The sequence below is a fragment of the Collinsella ureilytica genome (assembly GCF_019795105.1).
Taxonomy (GTDB): domain Bacteria; phylum Actinomycetota; class Coriobacteriia; order Coriobacteriales; family Coriobacteriaceae; genus Collinsella; species Collinsella ureilytica.
Genome location: NZ_JAIMFO010000007.1, coordinates 31,305 through 52,467, shown reverse-complemented (window position 1 = coordinate 52,467; position 21,163 = coordinate 31,305). Strand labels below are relative to the sequence as shown.

Below are 21,163 nucleotides of genomic sequence, written 5' to 3'. Positions count from 1 at the left end.
CCATTCATGACGATTACTGGCTACTGCCCTGATCAGTGTGGCAGCAAGAAGACAAGACTATGTAAGGGAATCGTGTGTACATCGTAAGGGTTGAAATGTTAGGACGTATAAGGCCGTCTTGACTCCGCTTGGTCGCTCACCTGCTTCGTGGGAATTCACTCCCCTTGTTACACATCACTCCAACGGATTCACTCCGTTAATAAGACCTGTGCAATCATCTAGGCTTCAGGCAACAACACCGCAAAGGCACCATGCCTGCCGCAAGTGCCCGCCTCTGCACGATAGGAAAAGAAGCGATCAGTCCCGCTCGCAGTAGAGAGCTTCGTATCAAAGATGGAAGCCTTCTTAACTCCTACATCACACAGAGCTTCTTGTATGCACTCAGATAGATTAATCATGCCGGGGTGTTCAGGCGAGATCGCACGTCTAAACTCAGAGAAAAACTGAGCAGCCAAATCATCGGATACGGCGTATTCAAATCCTTGGATATGAGGTCCGATATAGGCTGAGATCTCAGCTGGCGTGCACCCGGTTACACGCGCGAGCTCAAGGGCAGCCCCAGCAGCAATGCGCGCCAAGGTACCACGCCATCCAGAGTGGACAACCGCAAAAGCCGCACCAAGGGTAAGGATAACCGGTACACAGTCGGCAAAGCACAACAGAATTGGCACGCCCGGCGCAGTGCAGATAATGCCATCGGCACCAGAGCGCGCAAGACGTCGAGCAGCAGAAAGCTCGTGAGCATCAGACGAGGTAATGCTCACCAGATTTGTTCCATGTACCTGACGCGGAACGATCAGCTTATCTTCAGCATCCTCAACACCAAAGGCAGCAAGCACCCGACGGCGATTCTCTAACACCGCAGCCGGATCATCACCAACATGCTCACCTAAGTTCAAGCTCAAAAAGGGCTCGGCGGACACGCCTCCGGTACGCTCAGTAAAACCAAAACGAAGCCTACTTTCTGTAGCTGCAATGCAGCACAGATCACCTATACACATGCGTTTCATCTCAACCAAGGTGTTGCTCCTTAAACAAAACCGGGGGCAAACATGCCCCCGGTGCCATAACGAGATGTACGTGCAAGCCTAGAAGCTACCGCGTTTTAAGAAATCGGGGAGCTCAAACTGCTCGTTGCCAAAGTTTGGCAAATCGGTGTTTCTGGAAGGAGCGGCAGGCGTGCTTGTGGCAGCAGGAGCCGTTGTGTCAGATGGACGCGAGCTGCGCTGACCAAACAGATCATCCTGGCGACGAACATTTGCATCAGTAAAACCAGTTGCAATCACGGTAATACGAACCTGATCGCCCAAGGATTCATCTACAACCGTACCAAAGATGATATTGGCCTCAGGATCAACCGCATTCGCTACCAGGTCGGCAGCATCGTTGATCTCTTGGATACCAAGATCTTTACTACCAGCAATGGAGAGCAGAACGCGGGTTGCGCCATCAATCGAGCTCTCAAGCAAGCGGCTAGAAATTGCCTGCTGTGCAGCGTCAACAGCACGGGTATCGCCAGAGGCAACACCGATGCCCATCATGGCGGTACCAGCCTGGCGCATGATGGTCTTCACGTCTGCGAAGTCAAGGTTGATAACACCCGGAACCGTAATCAGATCGGTAATGCCCTGGGTACCCTGAGAAAGCACGCCATCGGCCATAGAGAAGGCCTCAAGCATGGAGGTCTTCTTCTCAGCAATATCCAACAGCTTATCGTTCGGGATCACAATGAGGGTATCCACGCTCTCAGAAAGGGTCTTGATGCCCTCTTCAGCAGCGCCCTTGCGCTTGCGACCCTCAAACGTAAAGGGCTTGGTTACCACGGCAACCGTCAGAGCACCAACCTCGTTCATGGCAATATCTGCAACGATGGGAGCAGCGCCGGTACCCGTACCGCCGCCCTCTCCTGCGGTGATAAAGACCATATCTGCACCGGCAAGTGCCTCAGCAATGTCATCGCGCGACTCATCTGCTGCCTTGCGGCCAACCTCAGGATTGGCACCGGCACCTAAGCCACGAGTAAGATCAGTACCAATGTGAACCTTAATATCGGCATCAGAGATAGCCAAAGCCTGGGCATCGGTATTGATAGCCACAAACTCAACGCCGCGAATGCCCTCTTCGATCATGCGGTTCACTGCGTTGGTGCCACCACCGCCGACACCCACAACCTTTATGACGGCAAGGTAGTTGTTGATCTCGTTCTCGTGCATGTATCGGTCCTCCGAACATCGGGGTCTCGCGGATGCGAGTACGGTCGATTCGCAACGTTAACCTTCAAGTTGAGATTAAACATCAAGGTAAATCACGGTATCTTTGCACAATTTCGAGCACTAAGTCAAATTATGCAGCCGTTTTCATGAAAGGTGCTAGAAAAGCCCAGATGAATATCGAAACCATTCGCACGTCCACCGTCGGTAAATGGCATATACGCAGGAATAGTTCGCACAAGCCACTAGCTCGCAGGTGCTGAGCGGAAGGTATAGGCATCCGGCGTTCTCACATTGATATAAGTCACGCCTTCTTGCTGCTCTAAGAGCTTGTTTACCACGCGCTCCTTGGTCGTAATATTTTCTGGTGTGCCAAGCGAAACCTCAACACCGGAGGTCAAGCTAGCAGAAATCGCCTCAACAGAGGCCACTGACATAGACTTAATCTGTGCCACAAACTCTGAGGAAAACCCCGTTGCATATGCAAGCGCAGCTTTAATGACCTCAGAAGAGACTGCTTTGCCACTCGATGGATCCACATCGGCAGCAACATCGGTTAGCAAAATTGCCCCGGAGTTGCGCGCGATTGCAGCTGCAGCTGCCACCCCAGTAACCTGATGCATGCCCGAATCTTCTGAAGGCTGCTGGGTACCTTGCTCCGGCGCAGCCTCTGTAGCTTGTTCAGCACCTGCATCGTGGGATGAACCCTCTCCACCCTCACCGGACGCGACAGTTGCGGTATCTGGCGCTGCCTCCGAAGGAGCCTCAATGGCCAACGAACCATCTGCGTTGAGCGTAGCTACCGTGGACACAGGAGCAATCCATATCCCATCGGTACTGATTGCCCAAGCAACATCGTCTGCGGGCATATAGGCAATAAGAGCCACCGAACGTTCCTCTGGTTCAATAATCAAGGTATGAGGGAACTGTCGCTCGATTTTTACATCTTGAACCCAAGGGCTCCGCTTCACGTTGTCGCGAATAGCTCCCGTGTTCACATTGAGTAGCGTGATCCCTTCTGGAAGGTCAAGCAAGGTCTTCAGCTCTTCGGCGCTCACATGAGATCCGCCCTTTACCTCAATATCGGTGGCAGCAAAAAGCGGCGAATGAGCAACGATAAAAAAGGCCAAAACAAGCGTAATGAGTACTCCAGCACCGAGCATGATGCGACCCCGAAGATGGCCAGCCGATGCTGGTACATGCGGGCGCGGCATACGGGCAAAGGCTGAGCGCATATTCTCGCTCAGCGCTCGAGCAGATGCACGTCGCGGTGGTCGAGATGTGTTTGTAACAGCGTCGGAGCCATGCTCGGCACGAAGTTTGCTAAACGGGAGGCGAAGGCCAAAGGCTGGAGCTTGAGCATTTACCTTACGCTGGCGGGGTGCCTTTGATCCTCCCGTTGATACACGTGAGCTTCGTGCTTCTGAACGAGCTGGAGGCGCTTGCTTTGGTCGAGGACTTGCTTTGACAAATCGTGGAGCCCGAGGTCCTGTTTCGAGCTTCCGAGAAGCTGGAGATCCAGATAAACCCGGGCGCGCAGCTGGCCTTCGACCATACGAAGAACGTGGCGCGTCTCCAGCTTGTGCCAAAAAGTCTCTATTCTTCGAACCTGCACCCCGAGAACGACGCGTAGAGGCACCGAAGGTTTTACCTGAAGCAGCAGAGCGTACACTCGGACGCACCTGGGACGAAACGCCAGATGACGTGCGTGAGCTGGTAGCACTCGATAGCGAAGAGCTTCCCACCAGCGAACCATCAGCTCCGGCAGAACGACGACGCTTAGCTGAGCCGGCAGGAGCGCGGCGAAAGGTAGGTTTTGAGGACTTAGAACCCGAGGAATTTGATTTCGGGTTTAAGTTCGATGTCATACGCCGCCTTCACCTCCCCGAGCATGCGCTTGATCAGATCAAGTACGTCTGCAGCACGAGCCGAACCCTTATTTACAATAAAGTTTGCGTGAATCGGAGAGATTTCTGCACCTCCCGAAACGCAACCTTTCAAGCCACAGGCTTCAATCATAGCGCCAGCGGCATGGCCTTCTGGATTCTTAAAAACAGATCCACAGCTTGCCGATCCAACAGGTTGTGTGCGGCGACGGCGAGAAAGGTGGCGCTCCATGCGCTCGCGTACATCTTGCTTGGGCGCATGCTCGAGTTCAAAGGTTGCCTCAAGCAGAATCTCATCGTGTGGGAGTGAACAGAAGCGATACCCCCATACCAGCTCATCATGGCTGCGGTGAACAATTCCCTCGCAGGGCTTATAGGTAACCACGTCACGAATGCGCGCGCCAACCCATTCCTCGCGCGATCCCGCGTTCATAGAAACTGCTCCGCCAACGGTGCCAGGAATGCCGACAGCAAACTCAAGACCCGTCAGCGAGCGTGTTAGTGCTTCATTGACCAAACGCGGCAACATTGCCCCCGCACCAGCCGTGATTGTGCAGCCATCTTCTGCAACGGTAAAGCGGGCAAACCCAGCACCTAAGGTAACCACAGCACCGCGATAGCCATCATCGGCTACCAAGATGTTTGAACCTTTACCCAAAACGACCCATGGAACTTCTTCTCGAGATAAGACCTCGATCGTCCGGCGCAAGGCATGATAGCTATGACAGGTTATGAAGAGATCTGCGGTGCCGCCAATCCGCAGGCTCGTATGACGCGCAAGGCGCTCACCTTCTATGACATCGGTATCAATCTGCTCTGATAGCCGATATGTCGCGTTAAAAAATGCCATGCTAGTGAGTATCTTGGTCGCTTGCGAGCATCTCAGCGGCGCGCTCAAGGTATTCAGGGCCGACGGTCGTCACATCCCCTGCACCCATCGTGATAAGCACATCTCCTGCACCTGCAAGCTCATCAATGGCAGCCATGAGTTCAGTGCGATCTTGAGCATAACGCACGGTCAAATTCGGGTGACGCTCAGCTACCGTATCGGCAAGCATCTTTGAGGTAACACCTGGGATTGGCATCTCACCTGCCGGAAAAACATCAATGAGGATGAGCCGGTCGGCATCGGCAAAAGCATCAGCAAAGCCATCTAACAGGGCTTCGAGCCGCGAATACCGATGCGGTTGAAACACCACGCACACATGCTCATAGCCCAAAGAAGCTGCGGCTTTAAGCGTGGCCTTGATCTCCGTTGGATGATGCCCATAATCGTCCACAATCGAGACACCGCGAATCTCGCCAATCCGCGTAAAGCGGCGACGAACTCCCTCAAAGCTGGAGAGCGCCCGGGCAGCTGCTACAGTATCAAGACCTAACTCGTGAGCAACCGTTAAGGCAGCTGCGGCGTTCAGCATATTATGACGCCCAGGATTGCTATGAATTTCTACTGTGTGCTTTTCGCCTTGAGGGAAAATAAGCTCAAAGGTAGAAGCTGATTCTGGAGCAGATGCCTGAGCTTGTACGATCACGTCGTTTGTCTCATGAAAGCCATAGGTAACAAAGCGCCTACCGGTGCGTGCTGCCAGTTCTGCCAAGCGAGCATCGTCCCCACACACAACCACAACGCCGGCCTCGCCCACCAACGACATAAACTCACAGAAGGTATCTTCAATCTCTGCCAAAGATCCATAGTGATCAAGGTGGTCAGCCTCAACATTGGTCACCACTGCAATATGGGGGTGAAGAAAGAGAAACGAGCTGTCCGACTCATCGGCCTCGCAAACAAAATAGGCACCGTTGCCATTGCGACCATTTGTTTCATATCCCTCAACAATGCCGCCAATCAGAAAGCTGGGGTCGAGCGACATGCGATCGAGCATAGTGGCACACATAGAAGACGTAGTTGTTTTCCCATGAGTACCGGCAACTGCGATCGTAGTTTGGCCGCATGAGAGCACCGAGAGCATCTTGGCTCGAGGCCATACCGGTATCCCCAGCTCACGCGCACGAACAAGCTCTGGGTTTGATTCTGGAATGGCGGTTGAGACGACTACAACATCAGGTGTGATCTCATCAATAGCAGACGCTTCATGCCCAATACGAATCGGAATACCAGCTGCCAACAGACGACGGATATACCGTGACGTTTTAAGATCAGAGCCACTCACCTCAAAACCGCGCTCATGCAGCACCAAAGCAATACCGCTCATACCCGCTCCACCAATACCAATAAAGTGGACTTTTTTAAATTGAGGAGGAGTGTGAGGGCACGTAGCAGCAGTTTGGTGAGATGAAGTAGTGGTGGGCATAGGCTCCTCCAGGCGGGAACGGTTAAAACCAAGGGCTAGTATAGGGCATTCGCAGCGAGCTACAGCGGATCAGGCGCGAACACAGCGCCTCTCTGCCACAATCGCTAGTTGCATGTGAGCTTTCGCGAATGCGGTGTGGCCGTGCTAGTCGCGCGTGAGCTTGCGCCGAATGCGATGCGGGCGCGCCGCGTCTTCTCCGAGTCGCGCTACACGATTTTCTTGATAGGCTTCAAAGTTACCCTCAAACCAATACCAAGCACCTGGATGTTCATCCGTTCCCTCCCAAGCCAAAATATGTGTAGCAACACGGTCTAAGAACATGCGGTCGTGGCTAATCACAACCGAGCAGCCAGGAAACTCCAAAAGCGCGCTCTCAAGAGAAGACAGGGTTTCTACATCAAGGTCATTCGTTGGCTCGTCAAGCAACAGGAGATTGCCGCCCTGTTTTAGGGTCAAAGCTAAATTGAGGCGATTACGCTCACCGCCAGAAAGAACCCCAGCCCGTTTTTGCTGGTCTGACCCCTTAAATCCAAAGCTCGCTACATAGGCTCGAGAAGGTACTTCGCTCTCCCCCACATGCATGGTATCCAAGCCGTCTGAGACCGTCTCCCAAAGCGTCTTCTCAGGATCAATACCTGCACGATTCTGATCTACATACGAGATCGTAACGGTCTCGCCAACCTCCAGCTCGCCTGAGGTAAGGGGCTCGTCTCCCATAATCATCTTGAAAAGCGTGGACTTACCTACACCATTTGGACCGATAACGCCCACGATTCCCGCTCGAGGCAAGGAAAATGAGAGGTTATCAATGAGAACGCGGCCATCAAATTCTTTGCAAAGATTACGTGCCTCAAGAACCTTAGAACCCAGCCGAGGGCCGACTGGAATACGGATGTCGGTATAGTCCAGACGCTGACTTGTGCGAGCTTCGACTTCCAGTTCTTCATAGCGTGCCAAACGAGCTTTATTCTTAGCCTGGCGTGCCTTGGGGCTTGAGCGCACCCACTCGATCTCTGCTGCCATGCGCTTGGCCAAACGCTCTTCGCGCTGGCCTTGAGCGGCTAAACGAGCGGCCTTAGTCTCCAAATACGTGGTGTAGTTGCCCTTGTACGGATAGAGCCGACCCCGATCTACCTCGCAAATCCACTCAGCAACGTGATCCAAGAAATACCGGTCATGCGTAACAGCCAAAACAGCACCTGGATAGGTGCTCAAGAAATGCTCAAGCCAAAGCACGCTCTCTGCATCCAAGTGGTTGGTCGGCTCATCGAGCAACAGCAGGTCAGGAGCCTCAAGTAAGAGCTTGCATAAAGCAACGCGGCGGCGCTCACCACCAGAAAGCTGCGACACCGGCGTATCAGAATCGGGAAGTTGCAAGGCGTCCATGGCAACAGAGAGCTTGGAATCAATATCCCAGCCGTCGGCTGCATCAATCTCATCTTGGAGCTTGCCCATCTCAGCCATCAAGGCATCAAAGTCTGCGTCAGGCTCGGCCATCAGATTGCCGATTTCGTTGAATCGATCAACTTGAGCCAAGACTGAACCGAAGGCTTGGCGCACATTCTCAATGACTGTTGCGTCCTCATCCAGCGGAGGCTCCTGCAATAAAATGCCAACGCTATACCCCGGGGTAAGCCGTGCATCACCGTTGGAAACCTCTTCTATGCCAGCCATAATTTTGAGCAAGGTAGACTTTCCCATGCCATTTGGACCTACCACGCCAATTTTGGCACCGGGGAAAAAGCTCAGCGTCACATCGTCCAAGATAACCTTGTCGCCGTGAGCCTTGCGAGCCTGATGCATTTGATAGATGAACTCAGCCATGAGCACTCCCTTAATACTGCAGTGAACATGAAGATGGTATCTTATGAAACGGGCTTTAAGCTTACCTGCGTCAAAATACCCAAACCGCTCCGCCTAGGTATGATGCAGCGGAGCGTGTCGAGCAGTACTGATTGATGTCTTTATGAGCAGGCGCTTTGTTTGATCGGCTCTTTCGACTGGCGTGTTCGAGGTTGAGTAATTCGAGTAGCGTGGGCTGTAACCTTCATGGGCGAACGCTCCATTTGAACAGCTCCCTTCAGCTGGCATAATCCAGCCGCGTGCAATGCAGTAACGCGGGAGCTACCTCCCGAGCGCGCCTCCAGCTTGATGCGGCTCAACTAAATGCGTCATGCAACGTGGGCTGTAGCCTTTATGAGCAAGCCCTCCAGCTTGGGACGCCTCAGATGGGTGCTACCTGTGTGCGAAATACCGTATACGAGCTACAAGATGAATGACTAGATACCAAGCAGCTCAGACGAGCGCTCGGCAATGCGTGCAGCAAGTGAATGGCGATTTGTCCCACGAATTGTGGCAAGCTGCTCTATGATTGCCTCAAGCGAAGCCAGCATCTTCTCTGCCGGATAGGAAGTATCGAAGGTTGGAGGAGCATCGGTTTCGAGCAATAGGCACTCCTCGGGAATAATCCGAGCGTATTCCCGACCACGCTTAGTCGCAAGCATTCGCTCACTTACCGAGAAGGAGCACCCCAGCGCCCGTGCGCGACCAAGCTCGTCACTTGTTCCCGAAAACCAGTGAAAGATGCACGTTGCAGAAGACGTAAGATCAAAGCGTTCAAGCATATCGAGGACAAGCCCAGCTGATTTTACGGCATGCAAGGATAGAACTCGCCCGGCATGCTGATGCTCAGCCAGTGCCTGTAACATCCACCCGAAGGCCTCAACCTGAGCGCCCCGCATGGGAAGGTGCGCTTTACTAAAATCCAAGCCAATCTCGCCAATAAAACGTGCATGCCTCACATCTCGAACAGCCTCAGCAATTACTACCGCCTGATCATCGTCGCCTGAAATCCACCAGGGATGCAGTCCATACGCAACTTGAACATTCGGGTGCGCTGCAAACCGCTCCTCTGCCAATTTTGATTCTCGCGGAGTGACCGGCGTGCATAAGAAAGCGCAACCGAGCTCATGAGCATGCGAGAGTACCGACTCAGCATCTGCTATGTGATCAATATGGCAGTGCATGTCGTAGAAGCGATAGGTCATAACTCAACCGAACGCCGTTGTAATTCGATTTCTGAAGTGCATGGCCTTACTTGATCGCAAACAGGCTCCGCACCCTTGCCGAAGGCTTGACATTGACCACGTGCATCAGAGTTCGTCTCGGGTGCATATGATTCCACAGTAATTCCTAGAGATTGAGTCTGGGCAGGCGGCGCAGAACGCTTTGAGGCTGTATCTGGGTCTGAGCCCACACCGGTAACCGTACGAATGACCTCGCCAGCAATCATCTGCCCCATGATCGCTGGCATATAAGGAACCGTTCCCATACCTGCTCGTTCGTGGCGCTCAGTACCTACTGGAGCGGTTGCAACCTGAGCCTTTTCACACGAATAGAGAACCTTCAGGTGGCGAATCTTTCGACGTCGGCATTCTTTGCGAATAATCCGCGAGAGCCTGCAGTTCACCGTTTGGTGAATATCTGCAATACGCAAGCACTCTGGGTGCAGCTTGTTTGCTCCACCCATACTGCTAATGAGCGTAAGGTCGTGAGTTTGCGCAAATTCAGCAAGAGCAAGCTTAACCGAAACGGTATCGATTGCATCAATAATATAGTCAAACGACCCACCAACAGCCTCTTCAAGTTCCTCAAACAAGACCGAAACGCTCGCAGCCTCAATTCGGGTCTGGCGAGCAATAACGGCGCAGTCGGGATTAATGTCGTGAATCATGTCCTGCATGACCTCGACTTTTGGACGCCCAACCGTGCTCATAAAAGCAATTGCTTGGCGATTGATATTGGTGAGCGAAACGATATCGGCATCAACAATTGCTAAGGTGCCCACACGGGCTCGTGCAAGTGATTCGGCACAATTTGAGCCCACACCCCCTACCCCTAAAACAAGCACGCGAGCCTGTTCGAGGGCTAAAAGGCCTGAGATGCCTAGAATGGGCAAAAGTTTTGCATCAGGTTGATCGTGAGTGACTGGCGTTGCAGATTGCCTAGGCTGTACGCCACTTTGCAGCTGCTTGCTTTTCATGAGTTGTTTCACTGGGGCTCTACCTTACAGAACCTGCAAGAGATCCGGAATTTCATCAATAATCAAATCTGCCTCGTCTTGAGAAAATCCAAAGCGCTCTTCCCGCTTCGCAATGACCGTTAAACCAGCACGTTTGCCTGCGGTAATGCCCGGGACTGAATCCTCAATACAACAACAAGCGCCCGGCTTGAGACCAAGCTTTTCAACCGCATGAAGATACACCGCAGGATTTGGCTTGCTTTCTTCAAAATCATCGCCAGAGACTACGATCTCAAACATGTCAACAAGACCGCACGCATCCAGCACCTCACAGATATTATCCATAGGTGAAGATGAGGCAAGTGCTAAGCGAATCCCGCGCAACTTTAGATCAGTGAGCGTTTCGAACACGCCGGGGTTCATGATGGCGCGATAGTCTCGCCCACGGGGTTCTGCCCACGCATGATACGCCGCCTCTGCCTCCGCTTCGGTGTAGGTTCTGCCTGCTGCAGCCCACCATGATACGAGAGCGCGCTTGAACTCCTGGTTCGAACCACCGACGAGATCAAAAACGGTTTGCTCGGTAAGTCCCATGCCAAATTCCTGAGACATCTCGAGGTATTCTCGCAAATACATGATCTCCGAGTCGATGATGACACCATCCATATCAAAGATAGCCGCAGCAAAAGGCTTTCCTGACTCATCCAAACATTTCATGTGATCAGCCGACATATACGCTCTTCTCCTTACGTACGACATAGCTGCAGTGTATCAGCACTGAACGGGAATATGTACACGTTCACGTTTTACCGCTTGCATTCTCATCGGTTTTCTAAGTAGGGGGTTACTATTGGTACATTTATTGTCCTCGAAGCACAGATTTGACGCCAAGTGCGGGCAAAAATGGGCGAAACGACACCAAAATGCACACTTTCCCACTCACAGCAAAGTCTAGGCATGGCTTGAGCCTCAAGTTGACCCTCAACAATTTTTCCGAAGCCCCTTTTGTCCCATTATTTACGTTTGTTCGGCGGTTCTCTCCGCGATCGGGTGCCGCTTCGGTTGCGGCGTAACCATCTGAGGCGTTGGCCGCCTCCTGCCGCTTGGTATGTTCGTAGGTACGTCACGCAGCAAAAGAAAAGGGCTTCGCACATGCGAAGCCCTAAAAGCCCGTATTTCGTTGAAATGTATGCTTAGCCCATATTTGCAGCACGTACAAGAGAAGCGACGAAAGACGCAACGGCAGCCTCAAAGGCAGTGCCTGCAAGCTTTCGCGCTTTTGCCATCATGGCGTTTTCGCTTAGGTACTCAGCTCCTGCAAGTGTGAGGCGAGTCTCGCGAAAGATAACACCTGTACTACCGTCGATATAATCAGTAACAGAAATACCACTCACGAGACCATCGTCTGCCAGCGATGTAAGTACCGTAGCAAAATAGCGATCAGAAACGCCTGCGGCCTTTTCTGCTAGTTCTTCAACAGGCTCAACGCCGCCTTTTGGCAGGCATCTAGATAGCGAAGAACGCGATAGGCAACAGCGTGCATATCATCACGGTTCATCGAGGTCACCTTATTGCTTATACTAGACCGCACTTTCTAAATATCTCTCTATGCTGCTCTTCACTTAAAGGAGGCATGTTACCGATAAGCGCTTTCTCCTCTTCAGTGAAGATGGGGGCATAACAAAAGATAGCTCCACTCTCCTCAAGCTCTTCAAGCTCCTCGTTTGTTAAGCGCCCAGCTTTCGGATCGTCAGCCATTTCTTCGCCTCCCTGCTCTGCAAGAACATATTTAGTGCGTCAGCTTGGATTATACCAAGATCTGAAACGTTTGGTTTTTCATTCTTCACGGCCTTTATATAGTGCTTAAACACATCTACGATCCTCGGTTCATCGCACTTTACCTCATACACAGTCCCATCATGGCATGCAATTAATGATGCCCTGATGCATGAGTTTGTAGCCACTGTTTTTATGTCAGTCCATGACGGGGCACTGCTTCCCGGATGATTGTGCAGCGTCACCACGCCTCCTGGTTCAGAATTAATCTTTCGCGCATCAGCTGCTGTAAATGCGCATCGGAGCCTGCTTGGCTTATTGTCAAACGTAGGCGCCACACGTTTGCCAGTACGACACGAAACGGCAACCATTCGCTCATAATCCTTACCGTCACATTCCCGCAAAATACGAACGGCTTCAATCCGTAGGCTCTCTGCCGTCCGGTTCGATACGCTTGAGCTTTGAAATCTTTGGGCATAGCTTTTCCCGGTCACGGCTTTGTAGTTTACGGAATAGCGATTACGTTCCCCCTTCTCACGCCTCGGCCATTCTTTCTCACGCACACCACCAACTCCGGCGTGTTTGCCTCGCACCTTTAGCGGCTCACCAGAGGCGCTATATGCCCGCTCACGAGCCGGGCGGCGTACTAGTTCGGGATACCCCTATATAAAGAAATTGAAAAACGTATGTAACATGCTCTAGCTCTGATATTTGTAAAATCTGAACACGCTTTTTCCTATAACACTTGTTTTATTTATTTCCAGCTCCAGATCAAATTCAATTTTCAAACTCGAAATAGTGCGGTTTACCAGTGAGAACACCACAAGAAAGAGCACACTTTTTGTCCAACCTCAAAGCTACTGCTTTCCAGATCCACATAATTTAATTCCGGGAAAATCGAGTGAAGGCAGCCAAGACACGAACAACGCCCGGGGAAGGTACAATGCATACTGTCCGGGCGTCTTCATTACGAATACTACCCAGTTTCTCAATTTGATGTAAACGACCTCGCCACGATGGTTAACGAAGAGTAGACGCTTGAGGGATCGCAACTCGGTGACGCGCTTGCGTAGTTCACGCTCCGCAACCACGTCGGATAGACTCTTCATCCTATAGCCCATTATTTACGTTTACTCGGCGGTTCTCTCCGTGATCGGGTGCCGCTTCGGTTGCGACATAACCATATGAGACAGAAAAATGATTGAAAATAGGGCACCACACTCGGTGCCCTACCTGAGGTTTTATGGTGGATCGTCAGGGATTCGAACCCTGGACCTTGGGATTAAGAGTCCCCTGCTCTGGCCAGCTGAGCTAACGATCCATATGTGCGAGGCAAGGGAAGGAAGTGGGGTGGGTAAAGGGACTCGAACCCTCGACCTACGGAGCCACAGTCCGTCGCTCTAACCAACTGAGCTACACCCACCGTGTATCCCTCGCGCAAAGCGCTTGCTCATTATGCACGTTAGGTAAGGAGGACGCAAGCCTTATTTTTTGTAAGTTCTGTTAACAAGGCTTAAGCTCGCGCTCCTTGATTGTCAAACTTCGTATCCAGAATAGCCAGCGCTATCGAACGAATTGTTGGAAGGAATTATTTGCATTCACTCCCAGTTTCTCATCCATAGGGCTGTAAGGGATGGCACAGGCGTATCGAGAAGCTGTGGCGGAGGTCTTGCCGCGCGTGGCTCGCTCTGAGCTTGCATACGAAGAGGGCGTAGCAGAAGCAGTTAAAAAGCTTGCCGATCGGGGTGTGCGGGTCGTGGACTACCGAACCGGCAGAGCGGCTCAGCCTGACGTGGCAGTGCGCCGCCATATCCAGACGCTTGTCAAGCGTGCAGCGACCGACGGAACGCTGGAGGCGTGCGCGCGCTTGGGCGTGCGACTGGTTGAGGTCGATTCGCACGTGGGCGCGCGTCCGACGCACCAAGAGTGGCAAGGGCGCATCTATGGGCTTGATGGCCCGGTAGAAATTGACGGCGTGCGCTATCCAGGGCTGGAGGAATCAGGAGCGCTCGCCGGGCTACATGAGCCAAACTGCCGCCATTCGGTGGCACCCTATACGCCTGGCAGGGCAAAGAGATGGAGCGAGAACCCGGACGAAGAACAAGGACTCAATCCAGAAGAGACCTATCGAGCAACGCAGCGGCAGCGCTATAACGAGCGCGTAATCAGAGCAGCAAAGCGCGAGGCGGATGCCCTAACTGCGGCAGGGCTTGACGATACACAGGCAAGGATTCGGCTTGGAGCGGCACAGAGGCGGCAAAGAAGCCTCTTAAAAGAGCATCCCGAACTAGTACGCCGCCCGGCTCGTGAGCGGGCATATAGCGCCTCTGGTGAGCCGCTAAAGTTGCGAGGGGTAGAGGCTGAAAGGCTCGGAACGAAAGGGTATGTTGCCCTTCCGTCTCAGATCGCAGCAATTGAAAAAGCCGGGGTAGCCCGAAAACATGTGCTGCGCGTGATAAAGGACGAGTACAACGACCTAATCGGCATGGATGCGCAAGCAAAGAGCACGGCGTTAAAGCGGTGCCTGAATATCGCTCGGGCAGAAGATAAGAGGGATAAGCTTCTTAAGAAAGGGGTTCAGCATACCGTAAATACTGGGCTGCAGAAAAAGCATATCCGAGGTGAGAGAAACTACGAACAAGAGCGCGCCAACGTAGAGAGTGGCAAGCGAGAGACCATGCCGAGTTACTTCCTTGATGGCACGACGGTAGAAGACGTCCAGAAAATGATCCTTGAGCATGCGGGAAAGGGTAAGGTTCGCATAGCTGAGCGTGGAAGCTGGAGAAAGCAGGAGATTGTGACCCTAGATCGGGTCATTGGGTATGATGTTTTTAAGGGGGATGTGGAAGTTCCTGCTCGTTCAGTCTTTATCCATTACGGGAAAACGCAGGTGCACGCGGTGCCGACAAGTCTAAAGGAGAGTGACATCTAATGAACCTTGACCAAGTCGAGAAAGCCTTAGGCAAGCGGGTAGTGATCACTAGCATCAGTGGGGGGGGGCAGTACAAAGGCACTGCGATCTACCTTCTCTTGCCCGTGAATGAGCCTGACATGCCTAACGGAGGGCTTCTGGTTAAGGAGACGGTTGATAATTTCCGGACTAAGGGTGGCGCTCTTATAGACTTCCCTTGCGAAGAGATCGCTTCAATTGAGATCATCGATGAACCGTGATGACATGCACGCCGTGGCCTACCGCGTTCTTCGCTATCTAGATGCCTGCCAAAAGGCGGCGTTGAGCCTGTTGAAGAACTAGCAGAAAAGGCCGCAGGCGTTTCTGATCGCTATTTTGCTACGGTACTTACATCGCTGGCAGACGATGGTCTCGTGAGTGGTATTTCTGTTACTGATTATATCGACGGTAGTACAGGTGTTATCTTTCGCGAGACTCGCCTCACACTTGCAGGAGCTGAGTACCTGAGCGAAAACGCCATGATGGCAAAAGCGCGAAAGCTTGCAGGCACTGCCTTTGAGGCTGCCGTCGCTTCTCTTGTACGTGCTGCGAATATGGGCTAAACATACATTCCAACGAAATACGGGCTTTTAGGGCTTCGCATGTGCGGAGCCCTTTTCTTTTGCTGCGTGACGTACCTACGAACATACCAATCGGCAGGAGGCGGCCAACGCCTCATATGGTTATGCCGCAACCGAAGCGGCACCCGATCGCGGAGAGAACCGCCGAACAAACGCGAAAAATGGGACAAAAGGGGCTTCGGAAAAAATGATGAGGGTCAACTTGAGGCTCAAGCCATGCCTAGACTTTGCTGTGAGTGGGAAAGCGTGCATTTTGGTGCCGTTTCGCCCATTTTTGCCCGCACTTGGCGTCAAATCTGTGCTTCGAGGACAATAAATGTACTAAATATAACCCCCTACTTAGAATCACACTAAGCATGCAGCCAGCAAAGACACGGCCATGCACCACTCACACAGGCGTGCGCTGGCTTCGTCGCGTCAAAAAAGCCGTCCCTAACAACCAGCAAGCTGAGCCCATGAGAGCTCCACAGCAATCAATACCAACATCAAGCACCTGGCCTGATCGACCTGGCACAACTAGCTGAATCATCTCGTCGATACTTGCCACAACTGCAAGCAGCAATATCGCTCGAACAAGCAAACCTGCCTGCGATTGATGAAGCTCATCTGGCCGATGCAGCGCATTGAGAACAAACACAGCAAGTACGGCATATTCGGTCAGATGTGCTGCTTTTCGAATAACCAAATTGGTAAGCCAGCCCGCATGGATTCCCAGCCAGCTTAAGCCTCCTATTGCCCACGAAAGCACGGCATGGCTCGCAGCATCGCTCCTCACGCCAGGAACCAGCGAGTTGCCCCAAATCAACAGAGCCATAATGCCCGATGCGACAAGCCATATACGCTGTCGCGACCGCTCTGACATGCCTTTATGCCTCTACCGTAAGACGCGGCATCGAGGCTGTACCGCCCTGAATTACCCGGAGATACTCACGGCTTGCCCCTCGCATACTGCGAGACTCAACCTTGGCGACTTCCTCTCCTAAAATTTCATTCACACGACCATGTATTTCCGTGAGGCGCTCACCCTCGGCCACCGCGCGACCACGTCGCGATGTAGGAGAGACAGACTCAGAGCGTACACGTGGCGCAGCAGCAGGTATTTCCTGGTCATCCTCTGCTTGAGCGACAACTGCCTGAGAGACCACCTCAGATGGGTCGTGATCCTCGGCAAGTATTGCCAAGGCTTGAGCCCACATATCCTCACGGCCTGAATAATCAGCCATAGGAACTTCGACAGCAGCTTCATCTGCTACAGTCTCATCTACGAGAGAGCTCGCATGTGCAAGCGCAGAGTCCCTGAAATCAGAGGCTGGAGCACCATGAGACACCTGCGAATGCATCATAGCAGGAGATGCCTCAACAGCCGACGCATCTTCATGCGCGACTTGTGTCTCAAGGCCAAGAACGTTGTCATTAACAATGGAATCTGGCTCATCAAGCTCAAAGACGCCAAGAGCAGTCAAGGCAGCCTGGCGTCCTGGCTCCGTAAGCGTCGCTGCCGATGAGCGCGGCGCAATTGGGTCTGATGCAACCGGGCGTGCGGCATGAGAAGCTGAGTCAACAAACGTAGAAGCAGTTGAGTCTGCAGCCTTCTCACCTGACGCCGCGAGATGTCCGGTCATGCCGGTATACGAAGCGGCTGAGCTGGCAGACAAGCTGGCTTGAGGCTCAGCCTGAGATTCATACTCCGTACGGGCAAGCTCTTCTAAGGCAATCTGATAAATATCCTTGGAGGTAGCAGGATCGCAACTCACGGGAGAGTCTTCATTCATGAGCTTATCGATCTCTTCCCAAGCCTCTGCCTCACTGAGAGCATCTGCAGCTCGAGCAATAACAGGAACTTCCTGATAAGCGCGACGCCCAAAGAACCGGCGACCATGCTGTCCGATATAACGCGATCCAACCTCTTGCTGAGCGTCCTGAACGCTCTCACCATCAGCAGAATCCCGCAAGGCAAAAGCACCTTGAGCTGATTGCTCGGCTGATGCACCAAGCAAGACATACGAACCAGCGCAAAGTCCGGCACCTGCGAGGGCACCAAGAGCAAAAGGCGCGCCTGACGAACGAACAAGCTCATGAATACCTTCAAAAGGCAGGGTCAGCACAAATACTGCTGCGGGAGCAATCAGCCCAATTCCCCCAGCAATACCTGCGGCAATCGCGGGATGAGTATGCATCTGAACAGACATGTATGGTCTCCTCCATCACATCTACCCATGAGCTTCATACGAAGCCATAACGAAGCTGTACGTTCGCGGGAAAGCGATGAGGACGGTGGGGTTTTACCCCAAGCGGCGGATTGGCGTGTTTCATCTACGTTTTCCGTCGCGAACTACCCTCGTATTATGCGAGACTCCTCGATCGTTTGCAAGGTATGAGCAGCGCACGTGAGGGAAAATGCGCCGCATGACGCCTGCATGATGAAAATGTACGTACAGGAGAGACGCTCATTGTGCCTGGTCTGATCTGGCGAGCGCACTCCCCTATGGGAAAGACACGACCCCTATGGCTGGGTGACACGTTGCATAACTCTAACGGTAGCGCACCATCCGATGTGAAAGACACGGGCTCCATGACTGGATAACACGTCGCGTAACAGTTGCATCACACCAGATGGAAAAGACGCGGGCTCCATGACTGGATAACACGGTGCTTAACGGCGGTGCACCATTCGGTGGAAAAGACACGACCCCTAAGGAAAAGGTGTGTTGCATAACAAGCAGGACGTGAAGCTTATCGGGAAGGCGTAAGCCCAATGGTAAAGGTGCACTGCATAGTAAAAGGCGCGACGCCCGAAAGAGCGCCGCGCCTCCTTACGCCTGTATGAGCTGCAGTAAGAGATGAGGAACGATTCAGGCGCGCCCTACTGTCGGTACCCTCTACCATCGGCCCGCTCTACCGTTCGCGCGCCCCATTATCGGCACGCCCAACCGCCTCTCAGCGCGCCCGCAATGAGTGAGCACTTAGAGCGCGTCGGGATGATCCTGAGCACGCCGGGCTGAGCGAACCAAAAACTCCTGATTGGTGTCAGTTGCCTTCAGTCCCTTAATAAAGCTTGCGGCAGCACGCTCAGTATTGCTCATATTGGCAAGCACACGACGAATGCCCCAGATAAACGGACGCATCTGTTCGGCAATCAGCAAGTCTTCGTTGCGCGTACCAGAAGCAACCGGGTCAATAGCAGGATAGATCCTACGATCGGCCAGATCTCGGTCGAGCTTGAGCTCCATATTGCCCGTACCCTTGAATTCCTCAAAAATCACTTCGTCCATCTTGGATCCCGTGTCAATGAGCGCAGAGGCTAAAATCGTCAGTGAGCCTCCACCTTCAATATTGCGAGCGGCACCCAAGAAACGCTTTGGCGGATACAAGGCTGCAGAATCAACACCGCCCGAGAGAATGCGACCAGATGCAGGAGCGGCTAAGTTATATGCACGAGCAAGACGCGTAATAGAATCCAAGACCACCACGACGTCTTCTCCAAGCTCAACTAAACGCTTGGCACGCTCAATAACCAGCTCAGACACGCGCGTATGGTTTTCTGCCGGCATGTCAAACGTGGAAGCAACCACATCGCCCTTAATCGAGCGCTGCATATCGGTAACTTCTTCAGGACGCTCATCGACAAGCAAGCAGATGAGATGCACTTCAGGATTATTCAGAGCAATTGATTGGCAGATCTTTTTCAAGATCGTTGTCTTTCCTGCCTTAGGAGGCGAAACGATGAGGCCGCGCTGACCTTTTCCAACGGGAGCTACAATATCAATGGCACGACCCGTAATAGAATCTCTGCCATGCTCCATACGCAGGGGCTCATCAGGATAAATCGGCGTCAAATCACTGAACTTTGGACGGCGGCGTGACGCCTCAAGATCCTCGCCGTTAATACTTTGAATGCGAGCGAGTCCCGGATATTTGTCGTTCGCGCGCAGCGGCCGCAAGGTGCCAACAATAAGATCACCCGGACGAAGGCCTGTGGAGCGAATCATATTTGCAGAAACAAAGGCATCATCTTTGCTCGGCATATAACCATGGGCACGAATATGACCAAACCCCTGGCTATCAATATCTAAGATGCCAGAAATCTCACGGAAGCCCTCGGCGTGTGCTGCGGCAGTATAGATAGCCTCTACGAGCTCTGCCTTTTTCTTCCCAACATAATCAATCTCAAGCTCACGAGCACGATCACGCAGCTCAGCTACCTTGAGAGCTGCAAGCTCCTCGCGGCTCACGCTCGGCTCAATTGGAGCTCCAGAAGAACGGCCACCGCGCTTTTGGCGACCATTTTGCTGACGTCCACCAAAGCGCTCGCGACTACCATTGCGCTCAGGCTGACGCTCAGGTTGGCGCTCAGTTTTCTCTTCAGCTGCCCGCTGAAACCTACGCGGACGTCCCCGGCGCTCTCTCTCATCATGTGCATCAGCATCTGAGCTTGAGGAGCGCTCACGAGAAAGATCGCTCGAATCCTCAGAGCTTGTGCTTGTGCTTATGCTTGTGCTTGTACGGCTTTGATTTCGCGAGCTACGACCAGGTCGCATATCCCGCTCAGCAAGTGCTCCACGCTCAACAACTGCATCAGAACGAGATTGCGACTCACTGTCCTGACCTTCATGCTCAGCCAAGCTCAAGCCTTCAAGATCTAAGCGGGGCATGCGCTCAAGTTCTGCATCGCGATCATGACGGGCACTGCGAGAACTGCCCTGCTCGCGCTCAGTCTGCGCACTGCGCTCAGTCTGCGCACTGCGCCCAGATCCTGCTTCGCGATGAGCGCGACTACGATCAAATGCGTCATCACGACTCGAGCGACGAGCTCGATACGAATGACGATCTTCAGGCGTATCAGTACTCGTTTTTGAAGCCTTGCCGAACGTCTCATCCTCACGTGGAAGGAGTCCAGCCTGCTGTGCTGCAAGTCGTGCTGCAGCGGCACGCTCAGCCTCAATATAAGCCTTGGGCTTTCTACCCCGCCGATGCGGACGAAGTGCCGGATCTACCAGCTCAGCTGCCTCGCCTGACGCAATTGCCTCAGCAACACGAGCCTCTTGGGCACGCTGGCGACGCACAACCTCTGCCTGCGAAACCTGACTTAGAGCTCGAGCCTGGGCAACCTCTGCAGAAATCGGGGCTCCTGTTGAGGCTGTATCTACCTTGCGTGGACGACCACGGCGACGCGGTCGGGTCTCACCTGAGTCTGCAGATACCGCCCGAGAGCTCTCCGCCGCAGCTGAGCGCTTTGCAGCACTCGCCGCAGATGGCCTTCGCCCACGACGCGAGCGAGATGAGCCATCCTCAGCTGACGCCTCGGACACGACGCTTTTTTCTTCTTCTGTCACAGGATGCTCTTTCTGCTCCATCGGCCGACCTACTCGACCGCTTACAACCGCAAGAAATAAAAGGGAAATGCGGATGAGATTTAAAATGTCTTTG

The 21,163-nt window shown here is 53.0% G+C and carries 16 protein-coding genes and 2 tRNA genes; 2 read left to right on the top strand and 16 right to left on the bottom strand.

From position 1 onward, the window contains the following. Positions 1 to 218: 218 nt before the first annotated feature. From K6V98_RS06070 to K6V98_RS06010, 13 genes are all read right to left on the bottom strand, one after another. Positions 219 to 1,010, bottom strand: coding sequence for a purine nucleoside phosphorylase YfiH/LACC1 family protein (locus K6V98_RS06070; RefSeq protein WP_222199812.1), 792 nt, complete (start codon positions 1,008 to 1,010; stop codon positions 219 to 221). Positions 1,011 to 1,088: 78 nt separating this feature from the next. Beyond that, on the bottom strand, positions 1,089 to 2,213 hold the full coding sequence (ftsZ, locus tag K6V98_RS06065; protein WP_222199637.1) for a cell division protein FtsZ: 1,125 nt from the start codon (positions 2,211 to 2,213) through the stop codon (positions 1,089 to 1,091). Between the two features lie 242 nt (positions 2,214 to 2,455). Further along, positions 2,456 to 4,078: a cell division protein FtsQ/DivIB gene (locus tag K6V98_RS06060; RefSeq protein ID WP_222199636.1), complete on the bottom strand. Its 1,623-nt coding sequence runs from the start codon at positions 4,076 to 4,078 to the stop codon at positions 2,456 to 2,458. After that, the gene (murB, locus tag K6V98_RS06055; RefSeq protein ID WP_222199635.1) at positions 4,035 to 4,946 is read right to left on the bottom strand and encodes a UDP-N-acetylmuramate dehydrogenase; all 912 of its coding nucleotides are present in this window, start codon (positions 4,944 to 4,946) and stop codon (positions 4,035 to 4,037) included. The genes K6V98_RS06060 and murB overlap by 44 nt, the downstream gene beginning before the upstream one ends. A 1-nt stretch (position 4,947) precedes the next feature. Beyond that, positions 4,948 to 6,408 (bottom strand): UDP-N-acetylmuramate--L-alanine ligase, encoded by a 1,461-nt coding sequence (murC, locus tag K6V98_RS06050; protein ID WP_222199634.1) that lies wholly within the window; start codon positions 6,406 to 6,408, stop codon positions 4,948 to 4,950. A 144-nt stretch (positions 6,409 to 6,552) separates the two neighbouring features. Beyond that, positions 6,553 to 8,232, bottom strand: coding sequence for an energy-dependent translational throttle protein EttA (gene ettA / locus K6V98_RS06045; RefSeq protein WP_222199633.1), 1,680 nt, complete (start codon positions 8,230 to 8,232; stop codon positions 6,553 to 6,555). A gap of 455 nt (positions 8,233 to 8,687) precedes the next feature. Then, complete coding sequence (locus K6V98_RS06040; protein WP_222199632.1) at positions 8,688 to 9,455, bottom strand: TatD family hydrolase; 768 nt, start codon at positions 9,453 to 9,455, stop codon at positions 8,688 to 8,690. Continuing rightward, positions 9,452 to 10,450, bottom strand: coding sequence for a tRNA threonylcarbamoyladenosine dehydratase (locus tag K6V98_RS06035; protein ID WP_222199631.1), 999 nt, complete (start codon positions 10,448 to 10,450; stop codon positions 9,452 to 9,454). The genes K6V98_RS06040 and K6V98_RS06035 overlap by 4 nt, the downstream gene beginning before the upstream one ends. A 24-nt stretch (positions 10,451 to 10,474) precedes the next feature. Beyond that, complete coding sequence (locus K6V98_RS06030) at positions 10,475 to 11,161, bottom strand: HAD family hydrolase (RefSeq protein WP_306792801.1); 687 nt, start codon at positions 11,159 to 11,161, stop codon at positions 10,475 to 10,477. 461 nt (positions 11,162 to 11,622) lie between these two features. Next, positions 11,623 to 11,931, bottom strand: coding sequence for a YjcQ family protein (locus K6V98_RS06025; protein ID WP_222199810.1), 309 nt, complete (start codon positions 11,929 to 11,931; stop codon positions 11,623 to 11,625). Positions 11,932 to 12,004: 73 nt separating this feature from the next. After that, the gene (locus tag K6V98_RS06020) at positions 12,005 to 12,187 is read right to left on the bottom strand and encodes a hypothetical protein (RefSeq protein WP_222199630.1); all 183 of its coding nucleotides are present in this window, start codon (positions 12,185 to 12,187) and stop codon (positions 12,005 to 12,007) included. A 1,262-nt stretch (positions 12,188 to 13,449) separates the two neighbouring features. Continuing rightward, positions 13,450 to 13,526 (bottom strand) — tRNA-Lys (locus K6V98_RS06015). Positions 13,527 to 13,551: 25 nt separating this feature from the next. After that, positions 13,552 to 13,628 (bottom strand) — tRNA-His (locus K6V98_RS06010). 210 nt (positions 13,629 to 13,838) lie between these two features. Here K6V98_RS06010 and K6V98_RS06005 point away from each other — a divergent pair. Further along, complete coding sequence (locus tag K6V98_RS06005; RefSeq protein ID WP_222199629.1) at positions 13,839 to 15,137, top strand: phage minor capsid protein; 1,299 nt, start codon at positions 13,839 to 13,841, stop codon at positions 15,135 to 15,137. A 284-nt stretch (positions 15,138 to 15,421) separates the two neighbouring features. Beyond that, complete coding sequence (locus tag K6V98_RS06000; RefSeq protein ID WP_222199809.1) at positions 15,422 to 15,718, top strand: YjcQ family protein; 297 nt, start codon at positions 15,422 to 15,424, stop codon at positions 15,716 to 15,718. Between the two features lie 406 nt (positions 15,719 to 16,124). Here K6V98_RS06000 and K6V98_RS05995 read toward each other — a convergent pair whose 3' ends face one another. From K6V98_RS05995 to rho, 3 genes are all read right to left on the bottom strand, one after another. After that, entirely contained in the window at positions 16,125 to 16,598 is a 474-nt protein-coding gene (locus tag K6V98_RS05995) for a VanZ family protein (RefSeq protein WP_222199628.1), read from the bottom strand. Positions 16,599 to 16,602: 4 nt separating this feature from the next. Then, positions 16,603 to 17,925 carry a hypothetical protein gene (locus tag K6V98_RS05990; RefSeq protein WP_222199627.1) on the bottom strand — a complete coding sequence of 441 codons (1,323 nt, stop codon included), beginning with the start codon at positions 17,923 to 17,925 and terminating at the stop codon, positions 16,603 to 16,605. A gap of 774 nt (positions 17,926 to 18,699) precedes the next feature. Continuing rightward, on the bottom strand, positions 18,700 to 21,090 hold the full coding sequence (rho, locus tag K6V98_RS05985; RefSeq protein WP_222199626.1) for a transcription termination factor Rho: 2,391 nt from the start codon (positions 21,088 to 21,090) through the stop codon (positions 18,700 to 18,702). Between the last annotated feature and the right edge of the window lie 73 nt (positions 21,091 to 21,163).